The following is a 24267-nucleotide window of genomic DNA, read 5'->3' as shown; positions in this document are numbered from 1 at the left end:
ATTTGCGCCACTTCCGGTGCCCATCATCAAGAAGGTCTGGTCATGACGTTTACTGCTTCATCTTCTTCCTGCGCTATTACTGAATCGCCTGTCGTTGTGGCGTTGGATTACCATGAACGCGATAAAGCCCTGGCGTTTGTCGATAAAATCGATCCTCGCGATTGTCGCTTAAAAGTGGGCAAAGAGATGTTCACGCTGTTTGGTCCACAGCTCGTTCGGGATCTCCAGCAACGTGGGTTTGATGTCTTTCTTGATCTAAAATTTCATGATATTCCCAACACCACGGCCCGGGCAGTCGCTGCAGCGGCAGACCTGGGCGTCTGGATGGTAAACGTTCATGCGTCTGGCGGGGCGAGAATGATGGCCGCAGCGCGCGACGCGCTGGTGCCATTCGGTAAAGATGCGCCGTTGCTCATTGCCGTGACCGTGTTGACCAGTATGGAAACCAGCGATCTGCGCGATCTGGGCGTGACGTTGTCACCGGCGGAACATGCGGAGCGGCTGGCGCGCCTGACGCAGCAATGCGGGCTGGATGGCGTGGTCTGTTCCGCTCAGGAAGCGGTCAGATTTAAACAGGCCTTTGGCGCTGCATTTAAGCTGGTGACGCCGGGCATTCGGCCCGCAGGCAGCGAGGCAGGCGACCAGCGACGCATTATGACGCCCGAACAGGCATTATCCGCCGGCGTCGACTATATGGTGATTGGCCGCCCGGTTACGCAATCGGTAGATCCGGCGCAAACGCTGAAGGATATTAACGCGTCACTGAAACGGGAGGCATAATGAGCGATTCCAATAGTCGTCTGGTTTATTCAACACAGACGGGGCGCATTGAAGAACCTAAAACGGCGCCGGTTCGTCCCAAAGGGGATGGTATCGTTCGCATTCAGCGTCAAACCAGTGGCCGTAAGGGTAAAGGCGTATGTTTGATTACCGGTATCGAGATGAATGATGCGGAATTAACCAAACTGGCGGCTGAACTGAAGAAAAAATGCGGCTGTGGCGGGGCAGTAAAAGAAGGGATTATTGAAATTCAGGGTGATAAACGCGACTTGATAAAATCATTGCTGGAAGCTAAAGGAATGAAAGTAAAATTAGCTGGCGGCTAATGAAAACGCCACGGTTGTAAATTACCGTGGCGTAAAAGTCAACTTTGTCTATTTTTGTAATCCAGACCTGAAAAGAATAAACGTATTATTTTGAGCCGTTCAATATTTAAACGTCTGGATTATTTTCCAACCTGGTGACCAATCACGCCGCCGACCGCCGCGCCGCCCAGGGTGCCTAATGTACTGCCGTCCGTTAACACTGCGCCGCCTAACGCCCCCGCACCTGCGCCAATAGCCGTGTTGCGATCGCGCTTGGACCAGTTTGAGCAGGCGCTCAGAGACATTGCTACGGTGATTGCCAGCACAGCAGCGGCCATTTTTTTGCTCGTCATAAACATAATACTCTCTCCTGAATTAACGATTCACGGAATTAAGCTCACTATAACTATAGTTAAAATAAAACCTGTTAAGAGATTTTCCGTAAAACCTGATTGCGCAGGGGTATATCACGCAGGTGATAGTCACTTCCTGTTATTTCGCTAATATTAATTTTACGACGTTACGCTCGTTACAACAGGTAAATAGTCTTAATTGGGATGTCAGAAAAGTCTTAGAGAGAGGATGATTTGCCATAGGGCAAACCATCGGGAAATATTTTAAACGGATGAGCCAATAACATTGACTAGCAGCCCCGCATGTTCTAACTGCATTTGATCGCTGGCGGAAATTCTGGAATCCGTAATGACACGATGGAAGCGAGAGAGCGGGCCCAGGGGATAGGGATGCACACAGCCAAATTTGGAGCTGTCGGTGAGGACAATCGCTTCTGAGCCTTTTTCCAGAACAGCGTTAACCACATCCGAGCGCATCATATCGCGTCCGGTAAAGCCGGTATCAGCCTGCCAGCCATCAATACCGATAAATGCTTTGCTGAAATGCACTTGATGGATAAACTGTCGCGTCAACGGCCCTACCATGCTTTCACTTTTTTTCTGATAGATTCCACCGAGGAGAATGACTTCGCAAGGGGTTTCTTTGAGCAGATGCGCGATATAACTGCTCACGGTGATGATCGTGACATCTTTTTGTTCCGCCAGCGTCCGGGCCAATAGCGCATTGCTACTGCCATTTTCAATAAAAACGGATTCCCCTGGACTGACCAGCGAGGCGGCGAACTCCGCCAGTCGGCGTTTTAGCGTGTAGTTCGTCATCATGCGAGTCTCTACGTCATCGCTCTCAAGCGAAACGGCGAAACCGTGCGCACGGCGTAAATAGCTCTGTTTTTCCAGGGTATTCAGATCCTGACGAATCGTGACTTCAGATACGCCGGTAATTTTCGCCAGTTCAGCAACGCTCATCTGGCCTTTATCAACCACCATTTGCAAAATTGATTGTTGTCGGGAGTTCATAGTATTAATTTTATACGTTAAGAGGAGTCAACAGACAGTCAGAGAGCCGGGAAGGGCTAACGGCCATCCCGGACAAATAATCGCTATCAGATTTCCCAGGGCGATCCGGGCGCCTGGGATGGCGAGATACCGTCTTTAACCTGATCTAACAGCTCTGCTCTCAATATTTCAAGGTTATTGATGGCCGAGTGGTAATCGCCAGCAACAAGGATATCCAGCACGGTATCAATGCGTGCGGCAATTCGTTGTGCTTCGATATCAGACATGTTTGTCATCCTTAATGTCAGAAAAGGTTTCAATTCATGATGCAGAAATTAATCTGAAAAGAGAAGGGAAAAATAGGGTTACGCCTGTCTGCACAGGCTGTTCTCCCTATTATCGCCGCCATTAACGCATTTTTTTCGTCTGATAACGTTTGTACCAGCGTTCAAAAGAAACGGCGGGCATAGGTTTGGCGAATAAAAAGCCCTGTCGTTCATTGACGCCGTTTTTTGTCAGGAAGGCATCTTCTTTAACATTTTCTACGCCTTCGGCAATCACTTGTAAATTTAGCGCCTGAGCCACCGCGACAATCGCCCGAACCAGAGATTGCGACAGCGGTTGCTTATGGATATCTCTGACGAAAGCCTGATCCAGTTTAACGGCATCAATAGGGAACCGGGCGAGTTGAGAAAGCGAAGAATACCCGGTGCCAAAATCATCCAGATGAATCTGGGCGCCGAGCTGACTAAATTGCTGGATAACCGATAGCGCCAGCGTGTCGTTTTCGATCAGGCAGCTTTCCGTTAGCTCGACATCGATCGGGCAATACTCAAAATTCAGATCGTACAAAGCCTGTTTAAGCGCAGTAAAAAGCGTCTGGTCGGCCAGTTGTCGCGCCGAAAAGTTAACGGCTACGCGCAAGTTAATCCCCTTATCGCGCCATCTCGCAATCTGGCGAACCACATCCAGAATCACCCAGCGGCCCAGCGGGACGATGAGTCCTGACTCTTCGGCGTATGAGATGAACTCCAGCGGCGGAATTAATCCGCGTTCCGGCGATTGCCAGCGTACCAGCGCTTCCAGGCTACGTACTTCGCCGCGCCAGGTAATTTTGGGCTGATAGTGAATAAGTAACTGGTCGTTTTCCAGCGCTTTTCGCAGGTTTGTATCCAGCCAGTGATAGTCAAATACGCGCTGATTCATTTCCGGCGAAAAAACGCAGAACTGACCGCGGCCGCCTTCTTTGGCGTTATACATTGCGGTGTCGGCAGTGCGAATGAGACTTTCGCTGTCCTGTCCGTGCCGGGGGGCCAACGAAATGCCAATGGCGCATCCCGTGTAAACTTCAATGAGTCCAATACGAAACGGTTGCCGCAGACGGGTAAGGATTCGTGAGGCTACTGCTTCCAGCGCGGCCTGAGACGTATGGGCAGCGAGGACAATGAATTCATCTCCCCCCAGTCTGGCCAGCAATTGATCTTCCTCCAGACAACTCAACAGCGCCAGCGAAACGGCCTGTAAGAGCTGATCGCCAAACATATGCCCATAGGCGTCATTAATTTTCTTGAAGTTATCCAGATCGAGATAAACGATACCCACCTGCGACTCGCCAGCCGAGGCAATAGCATGATTAATAAATTCATGGATAGCATTGCGATTGGGCAGGCCGGTGACGGTGTCTGTATTCGCCAGTATGCGTAAACGCTCCTGAGCCCGCCTTTCTTCGGTGATATCCGTGCCTGCGCAGATCAGGAAAATTTCGTTTTTTCCGCTGCCGTTATGGACGAATTTATTACGAAATAAGAACAGGCGTTGGCCTTTACGGGTCTTTATCCAGCGTTCGATTTCATAGGCATTGCCATTGCGAAAAAAATTCTCAATGTAGTGTCGGGAGGCAACCGCCTCCCGGCGGCTCATAAATAATTTAAAGACGCTTTGACCAATTACATCTCGCTCTTTTAAGCCTGTGTACTCTTCGCATAACCGATTAAATCGACAGATTTTTCCCCGACTATCCAGTATCGCAATGACTGAGTTGGCTTCTGATACGATTTGCTCGGCAAAAGAGAGCTCCTGCGCCTGCGTTGGCGCGATGGCTGGCGTATCAGGCCAGGTTGCCAGGCTGCCAGCCCATTCACGGTTATTAATCTTACGGCCTACCAGGTGCACAGCGGTAACCTGTTTTTCTATCAACAACGTTATCAGCAGACTGGACGTAATCGCCGTTATTTCCCGGATACGCCCGGCTTGTTCCGGCGATAGCTCAACCGTTTTTTCTGCATCCGTTTCACCTGTCGGGGAGAGATACAGCACGTTGCGGTCATCAGCTAGACGCCAGTGAGAGTGAAGGGGATTTAGCGCCGTTTGTTCCTGAATCTGTTTCATCATGCGTACCATCCCATTTAAGCGCCAGGTGCCCGAAAAGAAAGGTTAGCCATGTTATAAATAAGGGTAATTATGGCTGAACGTATTGTTTTATCTATATATTCATATGTAATCCAGATTCTGGAAAAAGCATAGTCGCCAGCTAAAAATAACAAGAAATGGGGCGTTTGAATAAGATTAAACGCAGAGCATGACGGAAGGGAGAAGAAGAAAAGAAACGGCCTTTGCCTTCTCAGCAAAGGCCGTTGAGCGAGCTAAGCGTGGTTACGCTGCCGGTCGGGCAATAATGCTGCGGGTTTCCATGCGAACTTCCGCAATAGTGACATCAATGACATCCGTCACTTTATAAACCGTCTCACCTTTAATCTGTACCGTACCGTTTTCCTGGCTGCATACCAGTTCATCGCGAACGGCGTGCAGGAACGGGGCAGGGATAAAGGCGATAGCGCCGTTATCGACCAGTCGCACACGCATACCACCGCGGCTGACGTCAATAATTTCTGCCGCGAAACGGGTATTTGTCCCCGCCTTATCGTTAAGGAAGCGTGCATATAACCAGTCGCCGACATCGCGCTCCGCCATACGGTTCAGGCGACGGCGTTCCGCCATTTGCTGGGTGATATCTTCCTGCGGACGCGCAATAGCCTCCCCCTTGATGACCGCTTTCAGCAGGCGATGGTTAATCATATCGCCATACTTACGGATGGGAGAGGTCCAGGTGGCGTAAGCCTCAAGACCAAGACCGAAATGCGGCCCCGGCTCGGTGCTGATTTCCGCAAAAGACTGGAAGCGACGAATGCGGCTGTCAAGGAAACCGGAGGGCTGCGCATCCAGTTCGCGACGCAGTTTACAGAAGCCTTCCAGCGTCAGCACCTCTTCGGCATCGACATGAAGACCATGCGTTTTCAGCAGTGCGGCCAGCGCGTCGGCATTCGCGGGATCGAAGCCCGTATGTACGTTGTAAATACCGAAACCGAGCTTATCGCGCAGTACGCGCGCGGCGCAAAGGTTAGCGGCGATCATCGACTCTTCTACGATACGGTTAGCGATACGGCGCGGTTCCGCCACAATATCCAATACTTCGCCTTTTTCGCCAAGCACAAAGCGGTAATCCGGGCGGTCCTTAAAGACTAACGCATGATGATGACGCCACTCACTGCGGCTTAAACAAATACGGTGCAACAGACGAATTTGCTGGGCAATGCCTTCGTTATCCGGCTGCCAGGTGCCATTATTTTCCAGCCAGTCGGAGACATTGTCGTACGCCAGCTTGGCCTTCGATTCGATGGTGGCCGCAAAAAAGGCGATATCATCGTCAATGGTGCCGTCCGCGGCGATTATCATGCGACAGGCGAGCGCCGGACGCACTTCGTTGGCGCGCAGTGAGCACAGATCGTCAGACAGCTCACGCGGCAGCATAGGAATATTGAAGCCCGGCAGGTAGTTGGTGAAGGCGCGAATTTTCGCGGCATTATCCAGCTTACTGCCTTCGGCAATCCAGGCGGTAGGATCGGCGATAGCCACCGTAAGCTGGAGTCTGCCGTCCGCTAATTCCTCAGCATAAAGCGCGTCATCCATATCTTCAGTGCTGGCGCTATCGATAGTGACGAAATTCAGCGCGGTAAGATCCTGGCGCTCCAGCCCTTCGTCCAGCATCTCCGTCGCTACGCCGTTCGGCGCTTCTTTTTCCAGGTTATGGCGGGCAAGCGTAACCCACCAGGGAACAAAGTGATCGTCGGCAAAGGTGATGTACTGCGTTAAATCGGCGTAAAACGAACGGTCGCCTTTAAGCGGATGGCGGCGCATTTCGGCAACCGCCCAGTCACCTTCTTTGAACTCATGCTGAACGCCGCGCGCGGCGCGGCAGGGAATCGCGTCTTTCAGCAACGGATGATCCGGCACGATGGACAGGCGGTCATTTTTACCCTGAACTTTTCCCACAAAACGCGTCAGGAACGGTTCGATCAGTTCTTCCGGCTCGGCAGACTCCCGTTCTTTTTCCGTGTGGATGACCGCGACGATACGATCGCCATGCATCACTTTTTTCATCTGCGGCGGAGGAATGAAATAGCTTTTTTGCGCGTCAACTTCAAGGAAGCCAAAGCCTTTTTCCGTGGCTTTTACGACCCCTTCAGCGCGCGGCGTCTGGGAATGCAGTTGCTGTTTAAGCTGCGCTAGCAGCGGGTTGTCCTGAAACATATTCGTCTATTTTCGTAGCCAAAAGAGCGGCTGACAGTTTTACGCGATTCTGCCTGGCGCAGCAAGCGCTCTTTCAGTAATGGATGAGTTAATAGGTTTCGCCCAACGCGATTTTTAAACGATTTAACCATCCGCACACGCCGCACCAGCCTAACATATTAATGGCCTGCTCCGATGAAACTCCCCTGGTGAGTAGCGGGAAAAAATGCGCGGCGCTAAAGCGATCGGGCGCTCTGGTGAGCCATTGTATCGCCTGTGTCAGCGCAGGCTCAAGCTCCCAACGAGCGATATCGTCGTCTTCCTGGCGTAACGTGATAACAGCGCGACGCCACGCGCCAGGTTGGGTTGCCTGTTCGTTAAAGCAGGCGGCGCTGCCGTTGATACGTGATGTGAGGAGCGTGATAAGTGGAAGTAAAGAAGGGGGCGACGCAGTGTGTAATGTGCTGGTCAGTATGCGTTCGAGTAACGCGAATGAAGACGGATCGCGCATGAGTACCGGCGCCATCATTTGGCATTGTGAAGACGAATATTGCCGCCGAACTTTGGTATGGGCGGGAGGATATTCTACCAGACTGGCGGCGGGCCGCCATGTCGTCTGGGGGTTTTGAAACCGCGCGGCCCTGGCAAAGCGCTGCATCTCCTGGCCGGGCAGCTCGCGCACGGGCAGACGGCAAAACGCCTGAAATATCGCCGCTACCCGCGCCTGAAAACCGATAAACCCAATGATCTGATTGATGAGTACGGTATCCCGGGCGGTTAATCCCACCTCTGCAAGCTGTTCGCGGGCTCGCGTATTGATAACGGAGGGGGAGCCGGCAAGTTGACGAGCGTATTGCGTAATTTGCGCCAGCCGTTGATTGCTCTCTCTTGAGGCATCAGGGCCGGGTAGCGGCGCCAGACGCGCGGCATAATAGCGGCACAAACGCTGAACCCCAAATACCTGAGCGGCGGTCAGCGCGGTGCTCATACGTTCATAGGCGCTAAACGTATGAAGCCGGTCGTTGAGAACCGTGCGGGGAAATAAGACATCCGCCAACTGGCGAGCTGGCTTTAACCATGATTCAAAAGGCGTCAACGCGGTTTTTGCTACCGCTAAATCCAGTAAAAATCGATCGTTAACATACGCTGCTTCCGGCATCAGCGAAAGCGGGGTTTGTGACGACATAGTGGATTGTGTTTCATGATACCAGTGGCTTTTACCCGCTTTTCGGCATTGTTCCATAGGGTTTCCCGAGGATGAAATGGCGATCGATAATGATTCGGCGTCGGATCGTTTATGCTGGATTATCCTGGCGTATGCGGGAAAGGGATGAAAGATTGTTAGGTGATAACAAATATCAGAACGCTATATAACGAGATGAGCGGTGAGTGAGGGGAATGGGGCAGCACAGCCGTGCCGCCCGCTAATAAACTTAATGCGCTTACTTCAGTTCCAGTTCATTCATTGCCGCAATGCTGAACCCGCCGTCAACATGGACGACTTCGCCAGAAATGCCTGCCGAGAGATCGGAACACAGAAACGCCGCTGAGTTACCCACATCTTCAATGGTCACGGTGCGACGAATTGGCGTAACGGCTTCACAATGCGCCAGCATTTTACGGAAGTCTTTAATACCGGACGCCGCCAGCGTGCGGATCGGGCCCGCAGAGATGGCGTTGACGCGAACCCCTTCCGGTCCCATAGCGTTTGCCATATAACGCACGTTGGCTTCCAGAGAGGCTTTCGCCAGACCCATGACATTGTAGTTCGGGATGGCGCGCTCCGCTCCCAGATAAGACAAGGTCAACAGCGCAGAACCCGGATTCAGCATGGTGCGGCAGGCTTTCGCCATGGCAACAAAGCTGTAAGAGCTAATATCGTGAGCGATTTTAAAGCCTTCGCGGGTAACCGCATTAACATAATCGCCGTCCAGCTGATCGCCAGGCGCGAAACCGATCGAGTGTACGAAACCGTCAAATTTCGGCCAAACGTTACCCAGCTCTGCAAACATAGCGTCAATGCTGGCATCTTCAGCGACATCACACGGTAAAACGATGCTGGAACCCAGCTGGGCAGCAAATTCTTCTACGCGGCCTTTCAGTTTGTCGTTCTGGTAGGTGAACGCCAGTTCAGCTCCTTCGCGGTGCATCGCCTGTGCGATACCGTAGGCGATGGACAGTTTACTGGCCACGCCAGTGACCAGAATGCGCTTACCGGAAAGAAAACCCATAGCTTTAATCCTTATAGTCATTGCTTATTTTTTGCTTTTACGAACAATGGTTAACAGCAACTTTTCAACATTATTCGAAATTAGTCTGAAATTATATCCCACTCCTGGCCCCGTGTGTCACGCTATTTTTCCGCTGCTATCTCCAGCTGGTGACGTTCTAAAACCACACGGTAACGAAGTCCCTGAGGATTTTGAGCACTCCCCAGGGCCAAGCTAGAAGGCCCTACGGTGCAGTATACCAGCTGGTGTAAGGTTCGCCTCATCCAACCAGAGACACCGGGACGGATAGCAAGTACGCATAGCGATGCACCTTCCACCAGACAAATAAAGGTTCTGTAGGAAGACTGAATATTCATCCGAATGGTTTTCCTCACCTATTAACGATGTTATGGACATGTAACTTTAACCAGCAAATGCTTAACAAAAATAATTTCTTTTTTAGGCGCTGTAGGTTTTCTCTATTTATTGATACAGAGTAATACTGAATATGAAAAATTTTTGAAATCAGGTGATTACAGTAGTTACAAATCGGGTTTTTATATGTTTGCATGTGTATTATAATAAATTTTCAGAGGATGAGACATATGCCGTTTACATTTCAGATCGGAAATCATAGTTGCCAGATATCAGAAAGGTATTTAAGAGATATCATCGATAATAAAAAAGAGCATGTTTTTTCAACGTATGAGAAATTCATAGATTTTTTCAGGAATATATTTACCAGGCGAAGTTTAATTTCTGATTATAAAGAGATATATAATCTACTGTGCCAAAAAAACGAGCATCCCGATATTTCGAAGCCTTTCTCGCTACGACCATTTTCGAGGCGAGATGAAGACTGTACACGATGGCGCCCCCTTCTTGGATATATTAAACTTATTGATGCCTCCAGACCTGAAACAATGGATAAATACACTGTAGAGGTATTAGCACATCAAGAAAATATGTTACTACTACAGATGTTTTACGATGGAGTATTAGTGACCGAGACGGAGTGTTCTGAACATTGCGTCGATTTTTTAAAAGAAACGATGTTTAATTATAATAATGGGGAAATTACGCTTGCCGCTTTAGATAATGATAACCAGCCGTCGAGCGAAGCAGGTAGTAATGGAGTCTATGAGGCTTTTGAGCAACGTTTGATAGACTTCCTGACCACGCCCGCCATGGCGTCTGGTGATGAGAGCGGCGATACTGATCAGACGGATGCATCACAACCAGCGGCAATAGAGGCGTTTATTAACTCGTCGGAGTTTAAAAAAAATATCCGCATGCATGATATTGAAAAAAATAAAATAGGTAGCGGAAGTTATGGGACAGTCTATCTGTTAAATGATGAGTTTGTTGTTAAGATTCCAATTAATGAGCGGGGAATAAAAGTGGATGTTAACTCTCCGGAACATCGTAATTGTCATCCTGATCGTGTCAGTAAGTATTTGAACATGGCCAATGGCGACAAGGATTTTTCTCGTTCGGCCATCATGAATATTAATGGTAAAGACGTTACGGTTTTAGTTTCAAAATATATTCAAGGTCAGGAGTTCGATATTGAAGATGAAGATAACTATCGAATGGCGGAGGCGCTTCTTGAATCCCGGGGGGTTTATATGCATGATATAGATAACTTAGGTAATATTCTGGTTAAAGAGGGGGTACTTTTCTTTGTGGATGGCGATCAAATCGTGCTGTCACAAGAATCCCGGCAACAGCGAAGCGCTTCTCTTGCAACAACACAATTGGAAGAGCAAATTAAGGCCCGTTACCTGATAAAATTAAAGCAGGCCGAGACCGAAGGAAATACTGAAGATATTGAATATTATAAGTCACTTATTACAGAGCTTGATGAGTTAATCGGAGAGGAAGAACAGACACCTGCGTCAGGAAGACGTTTTAAACTAGCCGCGCCGGAGGAAGGGACTCTTGTGGCTAAAGTATTAAAGGATGAATTAAAAAAATAGCATTTAGTTCCGTTCTTTTCTGCGAATCGCCGGGGCTCATTCGCTACAGATTTGCCGATCAATTATTGAGAGTTGCTATTCGTTTAAAGGTCGTTCAGGGGATCTGGACAGCCTGCAGCGGAGATGCAACTCGCAAGTACGGTTGGTGATGCCGCGCCGCCATAGTGGATGAAATGCCTCGCGATGGTGCAACAACATTAACTCGCCTTGATTTTTCCCCTCTACCTGGCAAGAAGACCCCGGCTTTACGGATGGTCTCATGCCGTCGTATTAGCGTTGTTCGGCGTAGTATGTAAATTTCATTATAGCAATAGAAGAACATTCTCAAAACATAAAATTAGCAAGTTATCATGGAGTTAACATATATTGTTTTTTTCGATCATTTTTTATATATTGATCGTTTTTATTGATTGATTTGCGTTAAAAGCGCATTATCAGGGAGTTAAGATCAAGTGGAGTGGTCACATGCGCTATTTTTTTATGGCAGAGCCGATAAGGGCAATGGAGGGGGATTTACTGGGTGTCGAAATCACTACCCATTTTGCATCGTCGCCCGCTCGTCCGCTACACCCTGAGTTTGTTATCTCGTCATGGGACAATTCGCAGAAGCGCCGTTTTCTGCTTGATCTGTTGCGGACAATCGCGGCCAAACATGGCTGGTTTCTACGCCACGGCCTGTTCTGTATCGTAAATATCGATCGGGGTATGGCGCAGCTTGTCCTTCAGGACAAAGATATTCGCGCATTACTACACGCCATGCTATTTGTGGAGCTGCAGGTCGCTGAACATTTTTCATGTCAAGATAACGTCTTAGTCGATCCTTTAATACACGCGCTTCATAAACAACCTAATCCATTATGGCTGGGCGACCTGGGCGTAGGGAACGCAACCGCTGCGCCATTAGTTTGCGGGTGTTTTAGCGGCGTAAAACTTGATCGCAGCTTTTTTGTCTCACAAATTGAAAAAATGACGTTTCCGCTGCTTGTCAAACATATCCGGCGTTATTGTGACAAGATCGTGGTGGTTGGCCAGGAAAACGCACGCTATTTGCCGGCGTTAAAAACGGCAGGCATTTGGGCAACCCAGGGCACGTTATTTCCTTCCGTTGCGTTAGAAGAGGTTGAAACATTGCTGTTGGGCAGTCGCATGAACACCCTCAGAGAATCGAACTGAGGGTATTTGTTTCGCTTAGCGATCCTTTCGCCATGCGTCAGCGGTCAGCGCCTCGCCAAAATGGCCTGCGATTAAACGACGGGTAAGCTCATGTAGCGGAGAGGCGAGCACATCGGCGGTGCTGCCGCGTTCAACCACTTCCCCCTGATGCATCACTAATACCTGATCGCTAATATGTTTCATCATGCCGATATGCTGCGTGACATAGATATAGGAGATGCCTTGTTTTTCCTGCAATTCAAGCATCAGATTGATGAGCTGCGAGCGCATGGACATATCAAGCGAAGCCAGCGCTTCGTCCGCGATAATGACTTTAGGGCGTAAAATCAGCGCGCGGGCCAGGCCCAGACGCTGTTTCTGCCCCGGCGCCAGCATATGCGGGTAGTAGCTCACGTGATCGGGCAATAGCCCCACCATACGCATCGTCTCGACAATCTGTTTGCGCCGCTGTTCCGGCTCCAGATCGGTATTAAGGCGCAGGGGGAAGTCAAGGATCTGTGAAATACGTTGACGTGGATTCAGTGACGTTGAGGGGTCCTGAAAAATCATTCGAATACGTTGGCTTCGAAACGAATAGTCGCCGTAATGCAGGGGATGATCGTCAATAAGAAGCTCGCCGCTGGTGGGTTCAATCATGCCGGCCAGCATCTTTGCCAGCGTGGATTTGCCGGAACCGTTTTCGCCAATAATGGCCAGGGTCTGACGCTCACGAAGCGTAAAGCTTAATGGTTTCACGGCGTCGACGGTCTGGCGGCGAAACCATCCTGTCCGGTAGCGAAAGGTTTTACTCAGGTTGCGCACTTCAAGCAGAGTTTCCACCATATCACTCTCTCTCCATATTCAGCGGAAAATGACAGGCATAGAGATGATTTTTCGCGCCGGTTAAGCGTGGCGTGATAATGCATTCTCGTTGCGCGTAAGGGCAGCGCGGCCCCAGACGACAACCTATCGGTAACTGCTCCAGTAGCGGGATCGCGCCCGGCAGCGTATTCAGACGGCTTTTATGCGGCATCGCGCTGCCAAAATCCGGAATCGCGCGGATAAGCGCCTGCGTATAAGGATGATGTGGCGTCGTCACCAGATCTTTACTTGGCGCGGTTTCTACCGTCTGGCCGCAGTATAAAACGTTGATTTTGTCAGCCCACTGACTCAGCATTTGCAGGTCGTGGCTAATCAACAGAATGGTGGTATTACTGTTTTGATTCAGTCGGGTCAGCAGGCGAAAAATTTGCGCCTGCGTCGTTGGTTCCATTGAGTTGGTGGGTTCATCAGCGATCAGGAGTCGCGGTTGATTCGCCAGCGCGATAGCGATCATGACTTTCTGACACTCGCCATCGGTCAGTTCATAGGGAAAACTGCGCATCGCGTCTTTATGATCTTTAATTCCCACCCGGTGCAGTAATTCAATTGCACGCCGTTTACGCCAGCCTAAACGCTGCCACCAGCGGCCTTTATAGGTCCAGGCGGGAATATTTTGCATTAACTGGCGGCCGACGCGTTCGGAAGGATCAAGGCACGACTGCGGCTCCTGGAAGATCATCGACACATTATGCCCGACCAGCTTACGTCGTTCACGAGAGGAGAGGCGCAGCAGATCGATATCATCAAAACGCATACGGTCGGCAGTGACTCGCCAGTTGTCTTTCGCGACACCGCAAATAGCTTTAGCAATCAAGCTCTTTCCGGAACCCGATTCACCTACCAGGCCGCGAATTTCGCCTTCGCTTAATGTCATACTGACGCGATCGACCGCTTTTACCCAACCTTCGCTGGTTTTAAATTCAATGGTGAGATTGCGGATATCCAGTAACGGCATTATTCCACCCCCGCAATAATCGCACGACGAATCCCATCTCCGAGCAGGTTTACCAGTAAAACACTGAGCGTTATCGCCGCGCCGGGTAGCATAACGGTCCACGGCGCGACATAGATTAACTCCAGCGCATCCCCCAACATGGCGCCCCATTCAGGAGAGGGAAGCTGCGCGCCGAGATCTAAAAATCCCAGCGCGGCGATGTCCAGAATCGCCATCGACAGCGCCCGGGTAATTTCGGTGACCAGACCGGCGGTAATATTCGGTAAAATGGCGAACCACAGAATATTCAGCGTTGTCGCGCCATCCAGACGGGCGGCAATGACGTACTCTTTTTCCAGTTCATCATGCACCATGCTATAGACGGAACGTACCATTCGCGGCAACAGGGCCAGCCAGACGGCAAACATCGCGTGTGACAGATGTGGGCCGGCAAATGCCACGACGATAATCGCCAGCAAGAGCGAAGGGATGGAAAGCAGCGTGTCCAGAATATGGTTCAGCACGGCAGAGCGTAAACCGTGCGTCGCGCCTGCCACTACGCCGAGGACTAATCCACATAGCGTAGCCGCCAGCGTTACGATAAACGCGCCGCCGACCGTGGGCGCCGCACCGCTTAACAGGCGGCTCAGCACATCGCGCCCCAGATCGTCAGTCCCCAGAAAAAAGGAGACTTCGCCATAGCGTGACCAGGAGGGCGGCAGTAGCTGATAGCCCAGAAATTGCTGATCGATACCATAGGGCGCGATCCAGCCGCCAAAAATACACAGCAACGCCAGACCGGCGCATCCATACAGGCCCACCATCGCAGGCGCGTCGCTATAAAATTTACGCCAGGCAGTGCGCAGGGTGCCTGGCGGGCGCTTTTCGCTGTAGACGCTATCGTAAGGCATATTTACTCGTTTTATTTTTGTTTACCATGCTTTATGTCTTTTGAAATATTCAAACATTATCAATTCGTTATCGAGCGTTGGTGTTTTAATTTTGTGCACTTTGAGGTTATCAATTTATGCAAAATGTGTACACTAATGTGCATATCCTCTCATGGAGTGTACACATTGCTTGCCGATACAAAATTAAGAAAGGCTCCTGGCAAAAAAAGAGACCAAATCAAGGTCATCTCAGACGCTCATGGTCTCAATGTCAGGCTCTCTACATCCGGCAGTATAACATTCTTTTACCAATACAGATGGAACGGGAACGCTGCTCAACTGACGATTGGCGATTATCCAACCATATCACTATCTCATACCAGGGAACGCCGTCAGTACTTTAGATCATGGTTAACTGAGGGACTCGATCCTCGTCGCCAGATGGTACTGGAGAAGAAGAAAAAAACAGAAGCGTTAACCGTAAAAGAACATACGACTACTGGGAGAAGTTTTAGCACTGTACGGAATTTGGGCCAGGGTCATTAAGACCGACAGTGGCGGCTGGCGCCAGTTTGGAGTATGGCGCGATCAGGATGTTGCGGCATTAGTCTCTGGGAGGTTCACAATAAGACAGATCGGAATACTCCGGCATGAGGTGTTGCGTCTTAAACCGCTGCAGCGGGTCAGCAGGGGGAATTATATTTATTAGCTCAGATGTGAGCTGACAGTTACCGATTATTTATACAGTAACTGTCAGTTTACAATATCGTAAAAATATTAACAAAAATATAATTTTGATGATAACCCCTTGATCTACCCAAAAGTAATAGAGCTGAGTTTATGATTTAATCTATAGGACTTTCCAGCGTTACTCTTACGGACTTTCTTTTTACAGTGATAGTTGGCGGGATCGTCGTGCTTCTAAGATGTGTAAATGGGATTTCACCAGCATAAAATACACCAGCACCATGATAACCAGAAACTTTGACATCTGTGTAGCCTCGACTCCAGATCTCATTAGCAACCCTCTCTATAAAAGTATCACGTTCTCCAAACACCATTCGTTCGAAGAAACCAGCATTTCTATTCGCTTTATCTATGTCCTCCTTTTTAAAACTATTAGGCTCTCTTTTATCTGCGGAATAACAGTTGTCCCAGCATATGCAGGCAAGCCGATTTGTTGAAGCCTTTCTCTCCCGTAACTAACAAGAAACCACTTTTTTGCTCAACCTGTGAAATATTATAAGCAATATTAGCTACCCTAATAATATCTTTGGCTAGGTTAGTTGCGCCATTTCCGATAGTGGCAGTGCCGGGGCTGCCCCTCTAATATTGAGGATCGCGGCAGAAATAGGTTCCATCATATTCACCTCTCATGTAGTGATAATGGTTATTATGTGATATTTACTTTTTAATATTTATTTGTTATCACTTATCTACTGTCCAGTCAATATTAATACATGATTACGCCTATTTTTACATTAATTTTACTGGTGCGGGATTGTATGATCTTGTTATTACTCAATGTAAGCCTCTGTTTATATATAATAAAATTGGAGAAATCTGTTGACTGTATTTTATTTACATTAATATAGATATGCTATGAATTATTACGCATGCATAATCTAACGTTATTAGATGCTATATCCGTAACCGGGTCTGAGGTGAGCATGGCTAAATTACCGCGCCGTAAATACAAAGTTTGCCGGGAATGGTTTTCTCCTGCTTACAGCAACGTTGTCTGGTGCTGTCCTGAACATGGCGCTATCTACGCGCTGGAACTGCGTGCCAGGCGTATCAGGGATAAACACCAGGCGGATAAAGCCGAACGCCAGGCGAACGGTTGCATGCTTAGAGAGCGTCAGGCAGTGTTGTATACACTCAGCAGGAAGATGTTCCGCAAACATCTGCGCTGAAGGCGGTGGCATAAGGGGATGATCGCTGAAATCGAGCAGGTCATTGAGAAGTGGCATAACAAAAAGGCTCCCTGTAGGGGAAGCCGTTATAGTGCCGCAGTTTAAGGATAGGCATTGTGCGATTACGGGGATTTTCGTGCCCGTAAACCGGGGAGGTTTGTTTTTCTAATTTTATCCAGCGAGACGTAAAGTATGACTGAGCTATGGTTAGCACTCGGTTTAACACATTAGGTGGTTTGCCTGATAGTTTCTGTGGGAGAGGGTATGATAAAAAAGTAATATTATTTTTAGTGTTTTTCTGGTTATGCAAGTACCGTTGGTTTTGTATATCGTGTTGACTCGAGACCTTCAGATGTGATTTTTCGGGATGGTTTTGCTTCTCACGGTAATAACAGGAATCTTCAGCAACATATAAGAGATGACTCCTGTGCATCCGGTAGTCGAGACAGTACTATATTGCGACCATCTCAGATATTAATGGGTCTTATAATATAGCACGATTATATTACTCCAGAGCAACATTTAGCGGCAGGTTGTACAGATACAGAATCCGTGCAGACAATAGTTTCTACAGCCTTCCGCCGTCTGTTGCTTATATTGAATTATGTGGTATCCAGTTTGGTCATTTTGAGCGAGTGATGATGCGGTTACAAAGTGAGTATGTATCTGTAAATTCTATCCCAATTGAAAATATACATGAGGCAGTTGAGCTTGTTTACGATAGAAATACAAGTATGGTAAATATTGTTGGAGTGGATTATGAAAAAGAAATTAAAGGTTTTGACTCTTGCTCTTGCGTCATTATCCAGTGTTTGTTATGCAGCTATGGCTGATTATGATACGTATGTGAGTAATGTTCAGATTAACAACCTGTCTTATGGTGTGTATACGTCAGGGGATAAGGAAACTCAGTTTTTTTGTATCGGACTGAAGCACGGGAGTGAAGCTATTAGTATCAATGCCATGTGTAAAGTGGATGTGTATGGGAATCATAAACAGGGGTTTGATAACATGCTAAATATAGCAAAGTATTATTATACAACAGGGGGGGATGTAAGGATATATTATAAAGAGAATGTTTGGCGCGACCCCGATTTCAAAAGTGCATTCTCTTCCAGGGAATTAATTGCGATAACTACTTGTAGCTCATCAAGTTATTGTATGGGGCCTACGGTGACAAATTAAATGTTGCTGGGTATTAAACGCTCTAAAGAACAGGCTTAATCTTGTTGGTGAGACGATTATGTCTGAACCTTTATCAGGTTCCTGTATGGCTGTAGCGATCTGTGGGGCAACGATATTCAGACTGTTTACTGGAGCGGATTTTGGGATTGTATTTTGAGCATTTGCGGGAACGTTGTTCGTGGCAACAATGCCGCAGATACTGTCACCCCAAAGCACTCCTTCAAGCTTCTGACAATTGTGGGTGGTTTGTTTGATGGAGTGCCTCTTAAGATTAGAACTCTCACCATAAAGGCTACGCATTTACGTGGCCTTTTTCGTATTCAGCCTCACGGGAAACACTCACTACGCGCTTTGTTGGATAAATCCAGCCCGTGAAGCCTGCTCCTTTTAGTCAGGACGTTATCAGAAGGGGACACACTGGTTGTATGGAAGCTTGATCGCCTTGGTCACAGTATGCGTCATCTGGTCGTTCTGGTAGAAGAATTGCGCGAACGCGGCGTTAATTTCCGCAGCCTGACCGACAGCATAGACTCGTCGACGCCAATGGGGCGATTCTTCTTTCATGTCATGGGCACACTCGCTGAAATGGAACGTGAATTGATTGTGAAAAGAACCCGCGCTGGACTGGAAGCGACAAGGGCGAGGGGGTGTAATGGTGGCCGACGACCGAAACTAACATTGGAACAATAGGCGCAGGTCGGGCGTTTGATTGGGGCAGGAGTACCGCGACAGCAGGTAGCGATACGCAGTGAAACCCGGAGGCGCTGATAGAGAAGATAAATCTCCGGCAATCATCATCGAAGCATGGACTGCCGGAGAAAATAGAAAACAATATGTATATATTTGTGTACTAAAAAACGAACTTATCACAAAAATAAAAGCATAACTTTTTGATTTAATAATATTTTTTATTGTTTCTTATCGTAAGGCATACCATTCCTTATGTTTCAGAGGGTTAGCCATAGCACCCAAAATATCGGAAATCACATTGACCACAATAACCAGCGACCCAATGACCATCACGCCAGCGGAAATAGCGGCATAGTCCTGCTGACGAATGGCGTGAATTAACCATCGTCCCAGCCCTGGCCAGCTGAAAACCATTTCGGTAATCATCGCCAGCGTTAACATGGTTGAAAACTGCAGGCCAAGACGGGGAATGACCGGCGGCAGCGCATTATGCAACACGTGACGACGTAAAATCGTAAAGCGCGACAAGCCGCGCGTGGCCGCCGCTTTAACGTAGTTCTGATCGTAGACCTCAATAGTGCTGATTCGCATCAGGCGGATCACTTCTGTGGTCGGCGCGACGGAAAGCGTGAGCACCGGTAAAACCATATGTCGTATGGCGCTCATCACCATTTCATCACGCCACGGCGAATCTGAAATCCAGGCGTCAATGATGGCGAAACCGGTAACCGGTTTAACTTCATAAAGCAGGTCAAATCGCCCGGATACCGGCAGCCACCCCAGCGTGAGCGAAAAGAACAGTGTGAGCAGAAGCGCCAGCCAGAAAACCGGAATTGAGAAACCTAATAGCGCCAGCGCGCTGATAAAACGATCCGGCCATTTGCTACGCGTCACGCCAGCCAGCATCCCGACCGGGATGCCGACCATTAGCGCAAAACCAAAGGCGAGAATGCACAGCTCCATCGTGGCGGGAAACACCTCTTTAAGCTGTTCGGAGATCAGTTGGCCGTTAATGCTGGACACGCCAAAGTCCCAGTGCAGCAGACCGTTGAACCAGAAAACCCAGGCATTCCATAATGATGCGCCTTGTAGCGGCGCGTGCGGCGTAAAATAGCTCAGGCTAAAGCCGATAAAGGTCAGGAAGAATAGCGTCACCAGCAACAGCAATAACCGACGCAGGGTGAAGATAATCATGGTTTTTTCACCTCTTCGTGTTTTTCGCGGGAGACGCCGGCAAAAGACGCATTGCCGAAAGGGCTTAACACCAGCCCTTTAATATCGTAGCGGTAAGCCTGCAGGCGTAGTGATGATGCCAGCGGCAGTATCGGCAGCTCTTTCTCCAGGATATTCTGCGCTTCCTCATACGCTTCTATGCGCGAAGCCAACTGCTGCGACGACAGTGCCTTACGCAGCACGCTGTCAAATTCAGGGTTACACCAGTGGGCGAAATTGGTTTGCGAATTGATGGCTGCACAGCTTAACAGCGGTCTGAAAAAGCTATCCGGATCGTTGCTGTCCGTGGCCCAGCCGGATAAGGTCAGATCGTGATTCATATCCATCAGGCGCGCCTCCTGAAAACGACCTTCAACCGGCACAATGACCACTTTTACGCCAACCTGCGCCATATCCGCCTGAATAAGCTCCGCCGTTTTTAGCGGACTTGGGTTCCAGGCCTGAGAACTGGTCGGCACCCAGAGATGCAGCGTAAGATTCTCAATGCCCAGCGCTTTTAGCTGTTCGCGCGATTTTTCCGGATTGTACTCCGTAATTTTGGCATCGTTATCGTAAGCCCATGAGGCTCTCGGTAAAATGGAGGCTGCGGTTTCTGCCGTGCCGTAATAAATCGACTGCATCAGGCGCTGGTTGTTGATCGATAAGGCCAGCGCATGGCGCACTGCGGGATTATTCAACGGCGGCTTATCGGTGTTAAAGGCCAGATAGGCGATATTCATCCCCGGGCGCAACGTCAGCCGCAAACGCGGATCGTCGCGTAAAATAGTTAGCTGGCTGGCGGCGGGCCAGGCCAGAACATCGCATTCACCGGTCAGTAATTTTGATAAACGCCCGGTACCGCCGGAGCCTAAATCCACTACTACTTGCGGCATCAGCGGTTTGCCGCGCCAAAAACCATCGTGGCGCTGGAGACGAATAAACTGCCCGGCACGGTACTCCGAAAGCTGGAAAGGCCCGGTGCCGACCGGTTGGCGGTCTAGCAGTTCCTGACGATCTTTTCGGCTAAGCTGCGCGGCGTACTCAGCGGACATGACGGAAGCGTAGTGTGTGGCCAGATGCCATAAAAAGGAGGCGTCTGGCTGCGTCAGGCGAAACTCAACGGTGTTATTGTCCAGCTTACGCACGCTTTTTACATTGTCGGCGAACTGTAGGCTATCAAAGTAGGGGAAGCTACTGCCGTTGATGTTATGCCACGGATGCCGACGATCGAAAATCCGCTGAAAGGTAAAGACGACATCATCAGCATTGAGTTTTCGGGTCGGCGTAAACCAGGCGGTTTTTTGAAAGGAAACGTCGCGGCGCAGGTGAAAACGGTACGTTGCCCCGTTATCCAGCACTTCCCAGCTTTCTGCCAGCTCTGGGACTAAACGATAAGTATAGGGATCGACATCCAACAGGCGGTCATATAACTGGGCGGCCAGGGTATCGACGATGAGGCCGCTGCTCGCTTTTTGCGGATTAAAGGTGTTGACCTGCCCGCTGACACAATACACAAAGCCGCTATCGCGAATATCTGCACTCGCAGTTTGTTCGGGCGCAGTCGCAGCCGTAGCCTGACTACTCAGTAGACCCGCTATCACGATCAGAGACGATAAAACCAGGCGCATAATAGTTAAGTTTTTGAAGTTCAATTTGCAAAGTGTATCGCACTTCGGCCCGCCACGTAAAAATGTCGGTGGATAACTGGCGTAAATGTCGTCAATTAGCCGGAGAAATAGCTAAAGCTGATGCTTTTTAAGCAAGGCGCGAAACTGGTGGTAGGTGAGTGCCAGCAAATCGGCGGCTCGTTTCTGGTTAAATTTCGCCTGCTGTAAGCTACGTTGCAGCAGCGCTTTTTCCTGTTGCAGTTGAAACTCCCGCAAGTTGAGCGGCAGGTCAGGCGTGGCGGATGCCGATGGCAGGGCGGGCGTGGGCGGTTCGGCGGGATGGCGTTGAAAAGGATCGATAACAATTTCATCCAAAGGATGTTCACTGCTGCCGTGGCGATACACTGAACGTTCGACTACGTTTTTCAGCTCGCGGACATTACCCGGCCAGGCGTAATGCAACAACGTTTCTTTTGCCCGATCGGTAAAACCGGGAAATAAGGGCAGACGTAGTTCACGACACATCTGAATAGCAAAATGCTCGGCCATCAGCATGATATCGCTCTGGCGTTCGCGCAGCGGCGGCAGTTGTACAACATCAAAAGCCAGCCTGTCGAGCAGATCGGCACGAAATGTCCCTTCCTTCACCATGGCGGGTAAATCGGCATTGGTGGCGCATACTAATCGCACATTAACCTGTAACGGCTGGCTGCCGCCGACGCGCTCTAGCTCGCCATATTCAATCACCCGCAGCAGCTTTTCCTGTACCAGCATCGGCGCTGTCGCCAGTTCATCCAAAAACAGCGTGCCGCCATCGGCGCGTTCAAAGCGACCGGGATGACGTTTTTGCGCCCCGGTAAAAGCGCCCGCTTCATGACCAAACAGTTCGGAGTCCAGCAGATTTTCGTTAAGCGCTGCGCAGTTAAGCGAGATAAGCGGCCCCTGCCAGCGTGAAGAGAGATAGTGCAGGCGATTGGCGATAAGTTCTTTACCCGTACCGCGTTCGCCAATAATCAGCACTGGCTTATCCAGCGGCGCGAGCCGGGAGACTTGTTCCAGTACTTCAAGAAAACGGTTTGCCTCGCCGAGCAGGTTATCTTTAAATTCAGCCATGATGAAAATCGCCACTTGTTAGTGTTTTTCACCACTTTATCCTTTTTTGCTGGCGAGGTAAAACGAAACAATTTCTTTATTATCAGTGGCATGAAAAGTTGGCACGCAAATTGTATTAATCATGTAGCAGGGCATTGCCCGTTATCAGAACATTATGTGAGGATTGAATTATGGGTATTTTTTCTCGTTTTGCCGACATCGTGAACGCCAATATCAATGCGTTGTTGGAAAAAGCGGAAGATCCGCAGAAGCTGGTGCGCCTGATGATTCAGGAGATGGAAGATACGCTGGTGGAGGTTCGCTCGAACTCCGCACGTGCTTTAGCGGAAAAGAAACAGTTATCCCGTCGTATTGAACAGGCCACGGCTCAGCAGACCGAGTGGCAGGAAAAAGCGGAACTGGCTCTGCGCAAAGATAAAGACGATCTGGCGCGCGCCGCATTGATTGAAAAACAAAAGCTGACCGATTTAATTGCTACGCTTGAACAGGAAGTCACGCTGGTGGATGACACGCTGGCGCGCATGAAGAAAGAGATTGGCGAGCTGGAAAACAAACTCAGCGAAACACGCGCTCGCCAGCAGGCGCTGATGCTGCGTCATCAGGCGGCGAGTTCTTCCCGTGATGTCCGTCGTCAGCTTGATAGCGGCAAACTGGATGAAGCCATGGCACGGTTTGAATCCTTTGAACGTCGTATCGATCAAATGGAAGCGGAAGCGGAAAGCCATCGTTTTGGTAAGCAGCAATCGCTGGACCAACAGTTTGCCAACCTGAAAGCCGATGATGAAATCAGCGAGCAGCTGGCGCAGTTGAAAGCCAAAATGAAGCAAGATAATCAATAATGACAATGGCGGCGCCGGTACGCGCCGTCGCTCATCAGCTTTAGGTGTAAGGAGAACGCATGAGCGCGCTATTTCTGGCCATCCCGTTAACCATTTTTGTGTTGTTTGTGTTACCGATTTGGCTGTGGCTGCATTACAGCAACCGCGCCGGTCGGGGAGAACTTTCGCAAAGCGAGCAGCAACGCTTACTGCAACTCACAGACGATGCGCAACGTATGCGCGAGCGCATTCAGGCGCTGGAAGACATTCTTGATGCAGAGCATCCGAACTGGAGAGAGCGCTAATGGGTGGAATCAATCTGAATAAAAAACTATGGCGTATGCCGCAAAAGGGCATGGTGCGTGGCGTTTGCGCCGGGATCGCCGACTACCTTGATGTACCGGTAAAACTGGTACGTATTCTGGTCGTGCTGTCGATTTTCTTTGGGCTGGCGTTTTTTACCGTAGTGGCCTATATCGTTCTGTCTTTTGTACTGGACCCTATGCCGGATAATCTGGCCGCAGGCAAACCGCAGCCGACCAGCGGCGAACTGCTGGATACCGTAGACCGAGAGCTTGCCGCAGGCGAAAAGCGTTTGCGAGAAATGGAACGCTACGTCACGTCAGATACGTTCACACTGCGTAGTCGTTTCCGTCAACTTTAAGTGTTATATCGGGGA

General features: G+C 49.5%; 21 protein-coding genes and 8 pseudogenes. 13 read left to right on the top strand and 16 right to left on the bottom strand.

The window, feature by feature from the left end; all coding sequences use genetic code 11:
- Nucleotides 1–42: 42 nt before the first annotated feature.
- Both pyrF and yciH read left to right on the top strand, forming a co-directional pair.
- Complete coding sequence (gene pyrF / locus ACLD3P_RS06035; protein ID WP_134944755.1) at nucleotides 43–780, top strand: orotidine-5'-phosphate decarboxylase; 738 nt, start codon at nucleotides 43–45, stop codon at nucleotides 778–780.
- Nucleotides 780–1106, top strand: coding sequence for a stress response translation initiation inhibitor YciH (gene yciH, locus ACLD3P_RS06030; RefSeq protein ID WP_001285199.1), 327 nt, complete (start codon nucleotides 780–782; stop codon nucleotides 1104–1106). The genes pyrF and yciH overlap by 1 nt, the downstream gene beginning before the upstream one ends.
- Before the next feature lie 119 nt (nucleotides 1107–1225).
- Here yciH and osmB read toward each other — a convergent pair whose 3' ends face one another.
- From osmB to ACLD3P_RS05985, 9 genes and pseudogenes are all read right to left on the bottom strand, one after another.
- Nucleotides 1226–1444 (bottom strand): osmotically-inducible lipoprotein OsmB, encoded by a 219-nt coding sequence (gene osmB, locus ACLD3P_RS06025; protein WP_000481166.1) that lies wholly within the window; start codon nucleotides 1442–1444, stop codon nucleotides 1226–1228.
- Between the two features lie 258 nt (nucleotides 1445–1702).
- Nucleotides 1703–2455 (bottom strand): DNA-binding transcriptional regulator YciT, encoded by a 753-nt coding sequence (locus ACLD3P_RS06020; RefSeq protein ID WP_001088594.1) that lies wholly within the window; start codon nucleotides 2453–2455, stop codon nucleotides 1703–1705.
- 86 nt (nucleotides 2456–2541) lie between these two features.
- Nucleotides 2542–2721, bottom strand: a complete 180-nt coding sequence (locus ACLD3P_RS06015) for a hypothetical protein (RefSeq protein WP_001279854.1) — start codon at nucleotides 2719–2721, stop codon at nucleotides 2542–2544.
- 121 nt (nucleotides 2722–2842) lie between these two features.
- Complete coding sequence (pdeR, locus tag ACLD3P_RS06010; RefSeq protein ID WP_410044786.1) at nucleotides 2843–4825, bottom strand: cyclic di-GMP phosphodiesterase; 1983 nt, start codon at nucleotides 4823–4825, stop codon at nucleotides 2843–2845.
- A 261-nt stretch (nucleotides 4826–5086) separates the two neighbouring features.
- Entirely contained in the window at nucleotides 5087–7021 is a 1935-nt protein-coding gene (locus tag ACLD3P_RS06005) for an exoribonuclease II (protein WP_000485041.1), read from the bottom strand.
- A gap of 244 nt (nucleotides 7022–7265) precedes the next feature.
- Nucleotides 7266–8243 (bottom strand): annotated as a pseudogene (locus tag ACLD3P_RS06000) (CMD domain-containing protein); the annotation flags it as partial.
- A 199-nt stretch (nucleotides 8244–8442) separates the two neighbouring features.
- Complete coding sequence (fabI, locus tag ACLD3P_RS05995) at nucleotides 8443–9231, bottom strand: enoyl-ACP reductase FabI (protein ID WP_000506501.1); 789 nt, start codon at nucleotides 9229–9231, stop codon at nucleotides 8443–8445.
- Nucleotides 9232–9348: 117 nt separating this feature from the next.
- Nucleotides 9349–9627: pseudogene (locus ACLD3P_RS05990) on the bottom strand (hypothetical protein).
- Nucleotides 9602–9781, bottom strand: coding sequence for a hypothetical protein (locus ACLD3P_RS05985; protein WP_031601759.1), 180 nt, complete (start codon nucleotides 9779–9781; stop codon nucleotides 9602–9604). Before ACLD3P_RS05985 ends, ACLD3P_RS05990 begins: the two are co-directional and overlap by 26 nt.
- Nucleotides 9782–9815: 34 nt before the next feature.
- On the opposite strand from ACLD3P_RS05985, the gene steC reads away from it, so the two are divergent.
- Nucleotides 9816–11189: an SPI-2 type III secretion system effector kinase SteC gene (gene steC / locus ACLD3P_RS05980; RefSeq protein ID WP_411006411.1), complete on the top strand. Its 1374-nt coding sequence runs from the start codon at nucleotides 9816–9818 to the stop codon at nucleotides 11187–11189.
- Between the two features lie 465 nt (nucleotides 11190–11654).
- Nucleotides 11655–12362: an EAL domain-containing protein gene (locus tag ACLD3P_RS05975; protein ID WP_411006412.1), complete on the top strand. Its 708-nt coding sequence runs from the start codon at nucleotides 11655–11657 to the stop codon at nucleotides 12360–12362.
- A 15-nt stretch (nucleotides 12363–12377) separates the two neighbouring features.
- Here the strand turns inward: ACLD3P_RS05975 and sapF are convergent, their stop codons facing one another.
- Genes sapF through sapC form a run of 3 tightly spaced genes read right to left on the bottom strand, consistent with a single transcriptional unit; the run spans nucleotide 12378 to nucleotide 15068 of the window.
- On the bottom strand, nucleotides 12378–13184 hold the full coding sequence (gene sapF / locus ACLD3P_RS05970) for a peptide ABC transporter ATP-binding protein SapF (protein ID WP_000230462.1): 807 nt from the start codon (nucleotides 13182–13184) through the stop codon (nucleotides 12378–12380).
- 1 nt (nucleotide 13185) lies between these two features.
- Nucleotides 13186–14178: a peptide ABC transporter ATP-binding protein SapD gene (gene sapD, locus ACLD3P_RS05965; protein ID WP_001128869.1), complete on the bottom strand. Its 993-nt coding sequence runs from the start codon at nucleotides 14176–14178 to the stop codon at nucleotides 13186–13188.
- Entirely contained in the window at nucleotides 14178–15068 is an 891-nt protein-coding gene (sapC, locus tag ACLD3P_RS05960; protein WP_001146150.1) for a peptide ABC transporter permease SapC, read from the bottom strand. Before sapC ends, sapD begins: the two co-directional genes overlap by 1 nt.
- A gap of 135 nt (nucleotides 15069–15203) precedes the next feature.
- Here sapC and ACLD3P_RS05955 point away from each other — a divergent pair.
- Nucleotides 15204–15559 (top strand): annotated as a pseudogene (locus ACLD3P_RS05955) (Arm DNA-binding domain-containing protein); the annotation flags it as partial.
- Nucleotides 15560–16663: 1104 nt separating this feature from the next.
- Nucleotides 16664–16867 (top strand): annotated as a pseudogene (locus ACLD3P_RS05950) (recombination protein NinG); the annotation flags it as partial.
- A 15-nt stretch (nucleotides 16868–16882) separates the two neighbouring features.
- On the opposite strand, the pseudogene ACLD3P_RS05945 reads toward ACLD3P_RS05950, so the two are convergent.
- A pseudogene (locus tag ACLD3P_RS05945) lies at nucleotides 16883–17020 on the bottom strand (IS4 family transposase); the annotation flags it as partial.
- Between the two features lie 179 nt (nucleotides 17021–17199).
- Between ACLD3P_RS05945 and ACLD3P_RS05940 the strand changes: the two are divergent.
- The 4 genes and pseudogenes from ACLD3P_RS05940 to ACLD3P_RS05925 all read left to right on the top strand — a co-directional run.
- Nucleotides 17200–17703 (top strand): annotated as a pseudogene (locus ACLD3P_RS05940) (pertussis toxin-like subunit ArtA); the annotation flags it as partial.
- Between the two features lie 19 nt (nucleotides 17704–17722).
- Nucleotides 17723–18148, top strand: a complete 426-nt coding sequence (locus ACLD3P_RS05935) for a subtilase family AB5 toxin binding subunit (protein ID WP_080094800.1) — start codon at nucleotides 17723–17725, stop codon at nucleotides 18146–18148.
- Between the two features lie 58 nt (nucleotides 18149–18206).
- Nucleotides 18207–18377, top strand: a pseudogene (locus ACLD3P_RS05930) (putative holin); the annotation flags it as partial.
- A 158-nt stretch (nucleotides 18378–18535) separates the two neighbouring features.
- Nucleotides 18536–18835: pseudogene (locus ACLD3P_RS05925) on the top strand (recombinase family protein); the annotation flags it as partial.
- A 231-nt stretch (nucleotides 18836–19066) separates the two neighbouring features.
- Here the strand turns inward: ACLD3P_RS05925 and sapB are convergent.
- The 3 genes from sapB to pspF form a co-directional block, all read right to left on the bottom strand.
- Nucleotides 19067–20032 (bottom strand): peptide ABC transporter permease SapB, encoded by a 966-nt coding sequence (gene sapB / locus ACLD3P_RS05920; protein ID WP_000583298.1) that lies wholly within the window; start codon nucleotides 20030–20032, stop codon nucleotides 19067–19069.
- On the bottom strand, nucleotides 20029–21678 hold the full coding sequence (sapA, locus tag ACLD3P_RS05915) for a peptide ABC transporter substrate-binding protein SapA (RefSeq protein WP_001241628.1): 1650 nt from the start codon (nucleotides 21676–21678) through the stop codon (nucleotides 20029–20031). The genes sapB and sapA overlap by 4 nt, the downstream gene beginning before the upstream one ends.
- Before the next feature lie 111 nt (nucleotides 21679–21789).
- Nucleotides 21790–22770, bottom strand: coding sequence for a phage shock protein operon transcriptional activator (pspF, locus tag ACLD3P_RS05910; protein ID WP_001747565.1), 981 nt, complete (start codon nucleotides 22768–22770; stop codon nucleotides 21790–21792).
- A 170-nt stretch (nucleotides 22771–22940) separates the two neighbouring features.
- On the opposite strand from pspF, the gene pspA reads away from it, so the two are divergent.
- From pspA to pspC, 3 genes are read left to right on the top strand one after another with little or no spacing between them, the layout of a single operon-like run.
- Nucleotides 22941–23609 (top strand): phage shock protein PspA, encoded by a 669-nt coding sequence (gene pspA, locus ACLD3P_RS05905; protein WP_000511000.1) that lies wholly within the window; start codon nucleotides 22941–22943, stop codon nucleotides 23607–23609.
- Nucleotides 23610–23668: 59 nt separating this feature from the next.
- Entirely contained in the window at nucleotides 23669–23893 is a 225-nt protein-coding gene (pspB, locus tag ACLD3P_RS05900; protein WP_001274953.1) for an envelope stress response membrane protein PspB, read from the top strand.
- Nucleotides 23893–24252, top strand: coding sequence for an envelope stress response membrane protein PspC (gene pspC / locus ACLD3P_RS05895; RefSeq protein WP_000508938.1), 360 nt, complete (start codon nucleotides 23893–23895; stop codon nucleotides 24250–24252). The genes pspB and pspC overlap by 1 nt, the downstream gene beginning before the upstream one ends.
- Nucleotides 24253–24267: the final 15 nt, after the last annotated feature.

This window comes from Salmonella sp. 741265073_HBA, from assembly GCF_046569105.1.
GTDB lineage: Bacteria > Pseudomonadota > Gammaproteobacteria > Enterobacterales > Enterobacteriaceae > Salmonella > Salmonella enterica.
This window is presented reverse-complemented; position numbering and strand designations above follow the sequence as displayed.